This is a genomic window from Bacillus cereus group sp. BfR-BA-01524 (assembly GCF_022662595.1).
In the GTDB taxonomy this organism is placed as follows: domain Bacteria; phylum Bacillota; class Bacilli; order Bacillales; family Bacillaceae_G; genus Bacillus_A; species Bacillus_A thuringiensis_S.
The window spans coordinates 1-10091 of sequence record NZ_JAKUDW010000145.1 but is presented as its reverse complement, the minus strand read 5'-3'; the positions used below and the strand labels follow the sequence as shown (position 1 = coordinate 10091).

The window sequence follows — 10091 nt, the reverse complement described above, 5'->3', positions numbered from 1 at the left end:
ACAACAGGAATAACAGGAGCAACGGGAGCAACAGGTCCTACTGGGGGGATTGGCCCTATAACAACAACTAATTTGTTATATTACACTTTTTCAGATGGAGAGAAACTTATATACACAGATGCAGACGGCATAGCTCAATATGGTACAACGAATATACTATCACCTAGTGAGGTCTCATATATAAATTTGTTTATCAATGGAATTTTGCAACCACAACCATTCTATGAAGTTAGTACTGGTAAACTAACTTTATTGGATAACCAACCACCATCGCAAGGTTCTTCAATTATTTTACAATTTATTATTATTAATTAAAAAAAACAGATTCTTAATGAAAAGGAATCTGTCTTTTTTGTTCTGAATTACATTCGTTAACATTAAGTGACGATAAATTCAATTGTAATTGGAATTCCGCCGTCTAATGCATCCCCACCAGGAATTGTAATAGCACCAGTAGGACCAGTAGTAACACTGGAGTTCACGCTTGGTTGAAGAATACCGTTTACATATAAGTTGTAATACGTGAAAGTCGGAAAAGCAGTTGCAGTAGTACCCGCATCGTTTAAACAGGCTGTGGCAGCAATTGCAAAAGCTGCACCTGTACCTGTGCCGACTCCTAGTGTAGATGTAAATCTTCTCGATGCCATAAATGGTTGAATGATAGGCAATTAATTTTCACTCCTTACAATATTTTATTAGAACGAAGTATAAAATAACTTGTCCACTATATAGTATGAGAGTTTTTTATAATAGAAACGGCTTTACCTTTATAGGGTGAGCCCAATTTTAGTAAAGAAATGTTCTTTACTTATATGAAAAAAATGATGTTGTTACTTGCGGAATATTTGTTAATCGTAAATTCGGTTTTTGTATTCCAATTAAAATGTGTATTTGAACCTAAGAGATAAACGTGGAAAAATAAAATAAACTCTTAAGTTTAGGTATTTAATCTAAGCAGTCAATTATTAAAAACATATAATTAATATGTGAGTCATGAACATAATTAAATAGTGTTTTCAAGTTTAATTATATTTCATGTTTCCTATTTTAAGTCAATATATAACACATACTCTTTCACAACTTTTTGATCCTTATAATAGGAAAAACTCAAATATAAAACAAGTAAGGAGGACATAAATGACAAATAATAATTGTTTTGGTCATAACCACTGCAATAATCCGATTGTTTTCACTCCAGAATGTTGTAACAATCCACAAACAGTTCCAATTACTAGTGAGCAATTAGGTAGATTAATTACTTTACTAAACTCTTTAATAGCGGCTATTGCAGCGTTTTTTGCAAATCCAAGTGATGCAAACAGATTAGCTTTACTCAATTTGTTTACTCAACTATTGAACTTACTAAATGAATTAGCACCTTCTCCAGAAGGGAATTATTTAAAACAATTAATTCAAAGTATTATCAACGTACTACAGTCTCCTAACCCAGATTTAAGCAAATTACTTTCCTTATTGCAACAATTCTACAGTGCTCTTGCACCATTCTTCTTCTCTTTAATTATTGACCCTGCAAGTTTACAACTTTTATTAAACTTATTAACTCAATTAATTGGTGCTACTCCAGGAGGCGGCCCAACAGGCCCAACAGGTCCAACAGGAGCGACTGGTGGCGGAGCAACGGGGGCAACTGGGGCAACTGGTGCAACAGGAGCAACAGGTCCAACAGGAGCAGGAGCAACAGGAGCAACAGGAGCAACAGGAGCGACAGGAGCAACAGGAGCAACAGGTCCAACTGGTGCAGGAGTAACAGGCCCAACAGGCCCAACTGGTGCAACTGGAGGAACAGGTCCAACAGGAGTATCAGGAGCAACAGGAGCAACAGGTCCAACTGGTGCAACAGGCCCAACTGGTGCAACAGGCCCAACTGGTGCAACGGGCTTAACAGGAGCAACTGGTGCAACTGGTGCAACTGGTGGCGGAGCTATTATTCCGTTTGCTTCCGGTACAACACCATCTGCGTTAGTTAATGCGTTAATAGCTAATACAGGAACTCTTCTTGGATTTGGATTTAGTCAGCCTGGTGTAGCTTTAACTGGTGGAACAAGTATCACATTAGCATTAGGTATAGGTGATTATGCATTTGTAGCACCGCGCGCAGGAACTATTACGTCATTAGCAGGTTTCTTTAGTGCAACAGCTGCATTAGCTCCATTATCACCTGTTCAAGTGCAGATACAAATATTAACTGCACCTGCAGCAAGTAATACGTTTACAGTACAAGGCGCACCTCTATTATTAACACCAGCATTTGCCGCAATAGCGATTGGTTCTACATCATCAGGGATCATAGCTGAAGCTATTCCAGTAGCAGCTGGGGATAAAGTATTATTATACGTTTCATTAACAGCAGCAAGTCCGATAGCTGCAGTTGCTGGATTTGTAAGTGCAGGTATTAACATCGTTTAATTTGTTACAATGTTTAGTAGGAAATTAAACAGGGGTTTGTATATAGTCCTTCCTAATAAATTTAGGAAGGACTATATTTTTTAGGGAAATAAGTAATAAATCAATTGAATAATTACTCTTTATTAAGTTCGTATAAAAAAGTATAATTTACCCTTTCTCATTTAAGGCATAAGTTATGTAACTTTAAAAAATTCCGATCAGCAAAAAAAGATGAATTCTTTTAAAAAGAATTCATCCATAAAATAAACTATTTATTTTTATTACAGTTACATCCTTTTTTCTTTACATAGCCTTGCTCGGCTAAGTCTCTTTGTGATTGAGAATTGGAAGATTGAGAGGATGCTGAAGAGCTACTATTTTTATTATAAGAGTAGTTTTTTCGATAGTTATAATTACTCATAGTACTATCACCTCCAATTTAATATATAAATATTATATGTATGTACACTATCAATTGTTACTATTATTAATAGAAAGAGAAGATACAATAAAAAATCTCCTCGGTATTTTCCCAGGAGATAAATGATGATTATTTTGAAAATTCACAAATTAATAACCCCAGTAAAGAGGAAAGTAATAAGAATCTTGGTGATACGGACTATGTTGTTGAGCGAGGGGCTGGGTTGGATAATTTTTCATTTCACGGTTTTGATTGCAGTTTGCCGGAGGACCAATTACAGTAGTTGATTGAATAGGAGAAACCGCTTGTTTCCATTGTTGTTCATTGAGGCAGTAAGTATGGGCCATCATATGAGCCGGAGTTAATCTTAAAATGTCAGAGCCAAAAATAACTTCTGGCGCTGGGGCATTGAAAATAGCTAATAAATGAGTATTATCTGCTGTAGCAATTTCATAATGCCACCACGCTTGTGGAATATTGGCAACTTGCCCGGGTTTTATCGGTAAGTTTAATATTTGATTCGTAAATGGATTAAGTAAAGAAACAACAGCAGACCCTGAAATACAATAAACAAGTTCAGCTGCATTTTGATGAATATGTGGTTCTACAACATTTCCTGTACTTAAATAAATATCTAATAATGAAGTATTTTCTAAAGTATTTAATTGTTTAATACCAAGTACATTTATATAATTTTGGGCATCTTTCCGAAAAAAATTACTTTTATTTACATCATAAGTAAAATTGGTTGAGGGGGAGGTATAGTCTATGTTGGAAGTCAATTGTATTACCCGCCTTTCTATAGGTAAGTTAGGTTACAAAATTAGGATATGTGTCTAGTCTTTGTTTTGTGCTGTTGTCAGTAGATTAATAAATTCACTTATTCCATAAAGAATAAGGTGTTAATACCAAACTATATTCGTATTCCCATTCATACTTTGGATTGATGGAAAAAAGTAATGAAAATGTTAATTTAAAATTACATCAATCATTTATAAGGAGTGAATGTTCATGTCATATAGTGAAATGATTAGAAATGAAGTACTCAGCTGGGCGGGTGTTTCTGAAAAACCGCATCGATTTGGTGGTATTGAAATAAATTATGGTAAGAAAGAACTTGGCCATCTTCATGGTGATAAATTAGCTGATTTACCATTTCCGAAGTTAAAGCGAGATGAATTAGTGAACCGAGGATTGGTAAAACCACATCACATATTACCTGAATCAGGATGGATCAGTTATTATATAAAGAGTGAAGAGGATATTCCATTTGCAATTGAGTTATTTCGTATGCAATATGATCGAATTAAAAAGTAATGAAATATAGTAGGGTAATAAAAATTTAATTTCATGTCACATCCCTCCTTAATCGTTCGTCTTGTATGTAGAATGATAAGGAGGGATTTTATTATGAATACTTTTGATATAGCAATTGTTGGCGGTGGGCTTGCTGGATTAACAGCATCTATATATTTAGCGAAAGCTGGAAAGAAAGTGATTGTATTAGAAAAATCCAGTCAACTCGGTGGCCGAGGGATGACTATAAATAAAAATGGAATCTGCATGAATCTTGGTGCACATGCTTTATATAGAGGCGGGGCAGCGTTTATAACTTTTAATGAGCTCGGTTTGAATCTTCCAGGTGGAATACCATCTACAAAAGCACATGGAATATGGAAAGGGGATATATTCACCATCCCAACAGATTTTCGCTCAATTTTATCAACACCACTACTTTCGTGGTCTGCAAAAGTACAATTCTCACGTCTTATGATTCGTTTAGGAAATTTAGATATAGGAGAAGTTCCGAAAATGAATCTAACTACATGGGCAGAAAATGAAATAAAAGATCCAATGGTTCGCAATATATTTTATGCGTTATGTCGGACAACAACATATACGTTTGCTCCTACAATACAATTAGCATCATCTGTACTAAAGCAAATACAGCTTTCTATAAAAGAAGGAGTGTTTTATGTAGATGGGGGTTGGGAGACGATAATAACAAAATTAAGAGCTATAGCGAATGATGTCGGGGTGCAATTTTTGGCTAAAAAGCATGTTTTGGAAATAGAGCATTACGAAGATAAACAAAGAATACATTGTGTTGATGATGAGGCTTTTGAAGTAGGTACAGTCATCGTGACGACTCCGCCGAAAGAAGCTTGTAAAATAATAAAAGGTGCAGAAGGAACAAGTTTGCATAGATGGAGTGAACAATCGGTACCGGTTACTGTTGCTGCATTAGATATTGGCTTGAGACAATTACCCAATCCTACACATCAATTTGTATTAGGATTAGATCAACCTATATTTTTCACAAATCAATCGAGAGCAGCTAAATTAAGTGAAGATGGATCAATTGCAGTGAGTCTAATTAAGTACCATAATCCTGTGCTAGAGATGAATCATATTCATGAAGATAAAGAACAGTTGGAAAGTACGATGGAGTTGTTACATCCAAATTGGAAAAGAGAAGTTGTTGCACAGCAATATTTACCGAAAATAACAGTAGTACATGATTTTCCTCATATTGACCGTGTTGAAAAACCGGGCCCTAATATACCTGAAATGCCAGGTGTTTATGTTGCAGGAGATTGGGCAGGGCATGATGAAATATTAGCTGATGCTGCGGTAGCAAGCGGGAAACGTGCAGCGTTACACATTTTAAAGCAATATGAAAGTGAGGGTGTTCATCATGGAAACGGAGCAGTTATATGAAGCGTATCAGCCATTATTATTTTCGTTAGCATACAGAATTCTTGGGAGCGTTATGGATGCTGAGGATATCGTTCAGGATGTATTTATCTCGGTAAATAATATAGAAGATCCCCAATCTATAGAAAATATGAAAGCATATCTATGTAAGATGGCGACAAATCGTTCAATTGATAAATTACGATCGGCAGCGCATAAACGTAACGTGTATGTAGGGATGTGGTTACCAGAGCCACTTGTAGAAGAGAGTGATGAGCCATCAAATTCATTTGTAATGAAAGAATCCCTTTCCACCGCATATTTATTACTTTTACAACAACTATCTGAGGTAGAAAGGATTGTTTTCATATTAAGAGAGGTTTTCAGTTATGAATACGAAGAAATAGCTTCAATTGTTGATAAGAGTAGTGTGAACTGCAGGAAGATCTTTCAACGTGCACGAAAAAGCATTTTGGAGAAACCGAAGCAATCAAAATTAAGCACGGAGAAAATGGCTTCTTATGTTGAAAAGTTTGTATCATCATTACAGTGTGGGGATGCGGAAGGTATGTTAGAAGTATTAAAAACAGATGCTATACTCAAAGCTGATGGTGGTGGTAAAGTTACGACTGCGATTAATCCGATTTATTCTGCGGATCGAATTATACGTTTGTTCTTTGGGATTGCACAACGATTGACAGAAGAGTACACTGTTGATTTCAAAATGGTAAATGGTATACCAGGAGTTATAGTTACAATAAATAATAAAGTAACGTATGTTCTTTCGTTTGCATTTGAGGATGAGAAAATTTCAAATATTTATATGGTGGTTAATCCTGAAAAACTTATGCATTTAAATGTAAAAATATAAAAAAGCGCATTTCTTCAGAAATGCGTTTTTTATTATTTTTCTAACATTTCAAGAGGTACATCTTTTTCGCCCGCTACCTCAAATTTAATTTCCCCGTCTTCTTCATAAATACGTGTAATAATCGGTATAGTAATCATTAATTTTTTATGCTGCTTTCGTTTTCGAGCAGCATCTAAGCTAATCACGTTCATTTGTAAGCATCCTTTCTTCTGGAAATATATAAACAAAGAAAATGCGTCCGAAAAGGGCGCTTAATTGAATTTGAAATACCGATTCATTTAAATGGGGTTTATATAATTTAATAACTGCAATTTTAATATGAAATAATATGAATGGAATAATTGCACGTAGAAATTAACTTTACCAAAAAACGAAACAATATGCTATAAAAAATTATAAATCTTTGTCATATAACAGGAAAAAGGTTTTTGTTTCGCATATAATAAAAAGTAGACGGGCAGCAAGAGCTTTTTCATCATATTGCTTGGAAAGGCGATGAAAAGAATGGATACAGTAGATTCATTATTATTGCAACTTGAACAATATGGAGAAGAGCATGATCGAAATAAAAAAACAAGGGAAGAAAAATTACGGAATGTTTCTCGTGAGATGGGGCAATTTTTATCAATTTTAGTAAAAGGGTGTAATGCAAAAAATATCTTGGAAATTGGAACTTCTAATGGTTATTCTACATTGTGGTTAGCTAATGCGGTAGAAGAAACAAATGGAAATGTAACAACTGTAGAGCTTTCTTCAGAACGAGTTGGAGAGGCACTTGTCAATTTTGAAAAGGCAAACCTGTTACAAAGAATCGATATTCATAATCAAGAAGCCGGGGCATTTTTAGATTCGCAATTAGATCATTCATTTGATTTTATTTTCCTAGATTCAGAGCGCACGCAATACATGTGGTGGTTTGAGCATATAAAACGTATGTTACAACCAAAAGGTTTTCTTGTTGTTGATAATGCAACTTCTCATGCGAGTGAATTAGATGAGTTTATAAAAATGATTGAAGAAGATGATACGTTTGAAACGGTGTTATTAGCGTTTCAAAAGGGAGCATTTGTAGCTCGCAAAAATAAATAGAAGTGAGTGTAATAGAATTATCACATTGAAAACAGGTGAATGTCAAAAGATTGAGTGTAGCACGATTGAAAGAACGTAAATTATTTAGGAAATATATGAAGAATCCGCCTTCAGCATGTTGTTCTCTAGGTCTTAAGTCTGAGGAAAATTATGTTGATTACAGGTATACTTATAGTAAGAAACAGGGAATGACTGCATAAACAGGCATTTCTAAAAAAGTCGATTTCAAGCAGTCAGAATGTATATGAAATACGATATAATTGATGAAATATAGTGCATATAAATTCGCACATATAAATAAAGGAGCGATTTTGTTGACTGAACTCGAGAAAAAAGAACCTGTATCCATTGTGAAAGATAATAATGTAGAAGTAGTAGTTGATACAGTTATAAAAGATGCAGAATTAGAGGAACTAAATAAAGAAGCGGATCTTTATGTACAAAAGTTAAATAGCGAGCAAAATACAGATTTATCAAAAGTATTGTCTAAGCTAGGAGATTTAGGGGATAAAGAGCAACAAGCAGCAGGACAAACGTTATCAGCTTTAAAACGCCCTGTAACAGCGATGATGAATGGGAAAAATGAAGAAATTCCAAATACATTGTTAGAATTACGAAAAGTGGTATCAGAGCTTGATCCCAATTCACTTAAAGCAAGTGGTATGAAGAAAATAATGTTTAAAGTATTCAAGAAAAATCCACTTGAAACATACGTGCATAAATACCAATCTATAGATAAACAAATCGAGGAAATTATTAGATCCCTTCTAATTGGTCGTGATAACTTACAAGAGGATACGGTTGGTCTTGAAATGTTAAAAGAACAATCGCACGATAAAATTCATGCTCTTGATAAACAAGTATACTTAGGGAAAAAGCTTGCTGGCATGCTTGAAGCTGAGAAACAAAACCCAGAGCGTCAAAGGGATATTCCGTTAATTAACGATGCATTAGAAAAGATACTTGTACGTACACGTAATATGCAGCAAGCGAAAAGTGTATTATTACAATCTATAGCTTCTGTAGACATCATTAAGAAAAATAACGAAAAATTAACAGAGGCAATACGTAATGCGATTACGATGACGCAAAACGTTGTAACAGTTTCAGCTGCTATTCAGCTTGCATTAACGAATCAACGTAAAACAATTGATGCCGTAAATGCGACGAATGAAGCAATTGAATCGATGGTATTAAGTAATTCTCAAGCGTTAAAACAAAATACAGAAGAAACGACGAAATTGCTTGAAAACCCTGCTATTAGCATGGATAAATTACGTGAATCATTCCAAAATGTGTTCGCTGCAATTGAAGCATCTGAAAAATCGTCAGAACGTATTATTGAGTCAAGTAAGAAGTTCGTTATTGAACTAGACACATTTAATGATGAGATGAAGCAGAAACTCATTCAGCGTCCAAGGAAATAACTGATTATTAGAGGAGGTGAACAAATGAGTTTCATTCAAACAGTACTATTACTACTCGGTACATTGCTTTTAATAGCATTTACTGTCGTTGTTTTAGTCGTATACTTCGGGCGGAAACTGTATTTTTCATGGACGAAGCCATATAAAAGAGCGCAAGATTCTCTAGATAAGATATCAAACAAATCAATACCGTTTCTACAAGAATTTACACAACATCCACTGTTTTATCGCTGGATTCGCACCGAAGGAAAGAAAGAACAAAATACATTAAATACTCTATTTTGTGCATCAGGTCAACGTACGAGAGAACAAGTCTTCTCGATGTTACCGAAAGAAAAGCAGAAAAAAGTGCATGTAATGGCAAAAACTACGAAAAAGCTTACGAATGAAGATATTGATGTGGCTGCGATGAAAGTGAAAGATTTCTTAAGACAAGAAACGCAGCAAACTGTAAAACCGACAGACTTATCATTTTACAAATTGTATTTTTATGACCGTTATCCAGACGCATTAAATACAATTCAAGCGTATAAACGCTCAATAAATCCTTCATTACAAAGAACGGTTGATGATATTACAATTTCAGTATTAAATGCACTTCCGTACTACCAAGAGCAACGCATGTTTGAACAACAACATAAACTTGAAACGTTTTTAATGAAAGATTTAACGGCGATGTTATCGTTGGTAGTACAATTACCACCTTCACAAAGACCAGAGAAGGAAGAAGAACTGAAGATCTACTTGGAAAATTTCAAAAAAGAAATGGAAGTAGTAGAGCGAGATATTCGCGACTCGATTGATCACGATTTAAATGTGAAGATGAGGGCAGCGACTGAGAAGTTTAAGAATAAATAGAAGAGATCGCCTAAAAAGTTGAATGTTTCAGCTTTTAGGCGTTTTTTTTGTGAATTTAGAGAGTGCAATCTTTTGTGAAATTATATATACAAACGTTAATAAATGGTAAAATATAGAGTGTTTTTTTATACTTTGTGTAAACAATTATTATAAAAGGGGTATGATATTGTGCTATTTGAGTTAGTTATACTATTTGTAATTCTATTTATATTTCTTGGCTACCCTATTAGTAAAGCTTGGGATAGTTTCCAATCGAAGGAGGAGAATTCCTCAAGTATACTAAAGTTCGAGCCACAGGAAATATTATCACTGGGTTTGAGTT

General features: G+C 34.7%; 11 protein-coding genes. 8 read left to right on the top strand and 3 right to left on the bottom strand.

Going from position 1 to position 10091, the window contains the following annotated elements:
• A partial coding sequence (locus MR170_RS28500; protein WP_242310302.1) for a DUF4183 domain-containing protein occupies positions 1-315 on the top strand: 315 nt, incomplete at its 5' end.
• Between the two features lie 62 nt (positions 316-377).
• On the opposite strand, the gene MR170_RS28495 is transcribed toward MR170_RS28500, so the two are convergent.
• Positions 378-668, bottom strand: a complete 291-nt coding sequence (locus MR170_RS28495) for a DUF4183 domain-containing protein (RefSeq protein WP_016081652.1) — start codon at positions 666-668, stop codon at positions 378-380.
• A gap of 469 nt (positions 669-1137) precedes the next feature.
• On the opposite strand from MR170_RS28495, the gene MR170_RS28490 reads away from it, so the two are divergent.
• Complete coding sequence (locus MR170_RS28490) at positions 1138-2427, top strand: exosporium glycoprotein BclB-related protein (protein WP_242310300.1); 1290 nt, start codon at positions 1138-1140, stop codon at positions 2425-2427.
• 549 nt (positions 2428-2976) lie between these two features.
• Here MR170_RS28490 and MR170_RS28485 read toward each other — a convergent pair.
• Positions 2977-3609: a cupin domain-containing protein gene (locus MR170_RS28485; protein WP_016081650.1), complete on the bottom strand. Its 633-nt coding sequence runs from the start codon at positions 3607-3609 to the stop codon at positions 2977-2979.
• 229 nt (positions 3610-3838) lie between these two features.
• Between MR170_RS28485 and MR170_RS28480 the strand changes: the two genes are divergently transcribed.
• From MR170_RS28480 to MR170_RS28470, 3 genes are all read left to right on the top strand, one after another.
• Positions 3839-4144: a luciferase domain-containing protein gene (locus tag MR170_RS28480; protein ID WP_016081649.1), complete on the top strand. Its 306-nt coding sequence runs from the start codon at positions 3839-3841 to the stop codon at positions 4142-4144.
• 93 nt (positions 4145-4237) lie between these two features.
• Positions 4238-5548: a phytoene desaturase family protein gene (locus MR170_RS28475; protein WP_242310298.1), complete on the top strand. Its 1311-nt coding sequence runs from the start codon at positions 4238-4240 to the stop codon at positions 5546-5548.
• Positions 5526-6395: a sigma-70 family RNA polymerase sigma factor gene (locus MR170_RS28470; protein ID WP_242310296.1), complete on the top strand. Its 870-nt coding sequence runs from the start codon at positions 5526-5528 to the stop codon at positions 6393-6395. Before MR170_RS28475 ends, MR170_RS28470 begins: the two co-directional genes overlap by 23 nt.
• A 32-nt stretch (positions 6396-6427) precedes the next feature.
• Here MR170_RS28470 and MR170_RS28465 read toward each other — a convergent pair whose 3' ends face one another.
• Positions 6428-6586, bottom strand: a complete 159-nt coding sequence (locus MR170_RS28465) for a hypothetical protein (protein WP_001100984.1) — start codon at positions 6584-6586, stop codon at positions 6428-6430.
• A gap of 304 nt (positions 6587-6890) precedes the next feature.
• On the opposite strand from MR170_RS28465, the gene MR170_RS28460 reads away from it, so the two are divergent.
• The 3 genes from MR170_RS28460 (at position 6891) to MR170_RS28450 (ending at position 9769) form a co-directional block, all read left to right on the top strand.
• Complete coding sequence (locus MR170_RS28460; RefSeq protein WP_002094007.1) at positions 6891-7484, top strand: O-methyltransferase; 594 nt, start codon at positions 6891-6893, stop codon at positions 7482-7484.
• Positions 7485-7798: 314 nt separating this feature from the next.
• A complete protein-coding gene (locus MR170_RS28455; protein ID WP_242310294.1) occupies positions 7799-8911 on the top strand; it encodes a toxic anion resistance protein in 1113 nt (370 codons plus the stop codon).
• A 24-nt stretch (positions 8912-8935) separates the two neighbouring features.
• Positions 8936-9769 (top strand): DUF3974 domain-containing protein, encoded by an 834-nt coding sequence (locus MR170_RS28450; protein ID WP_000008372.1) that lies wholly within the window; start codon positions 8936-8938, stop codon positions 9767-9769.
• The last annotated feature ends 322 nt before the right edge of the window (positions 9770-10091 follow it).

Bases quoted from the DNA above. Each gene is read 5' to 3' on its own strand.
- MR170_RS28480 (WP_016081649.1), top strand. From the start codon at position 3,839: ATGTCATATAGTGAAATGATTAGAAATGAAGTACTCAGCTGGGCGGGT.
- MR170_RS28475 (WP_242310298.1), top strand. From the start codon at position 4,238: ATGAATACTTTTGATATAGCAATTGTTGGCGGTGGGCTTGCTGGATTA.
- MR170_RS28490 (WP_242310300.1), top strand. From the start codon at position 1,138: ATGACAAATAATAATTGTTTTGGTCATAACCACTGCAATAATCCGATT.
- MR170_RS28450 (WP_000008372.1), top strand. From the start codon at position 8,936: ATGAGTTTCATTCAAACAGTACTATTACTACTCGGTACATTGCTTTTA.
- MR170_RS28470 (WP_242310296.1), top strand. From the start codon at position 5,526: ATGGAAACGGAGCAGTTATATGAAGCGTATCAGCCATTATTATTTTCG.
- MR170_RS28460 (WP_002094007.1), top strand. From the start codon at position 6,891: ATGAAAAGAATGGATACAGTAGATTCATTATTATTGCAACTTGAACAA.
- MR170_RS28465 (WP_001100984.1), bottom strand. From the start codon at position 6,586: ATGAACGTGATTAGCTTAGATGCTGCTCGAAAACGAAAGCAGCATAAA.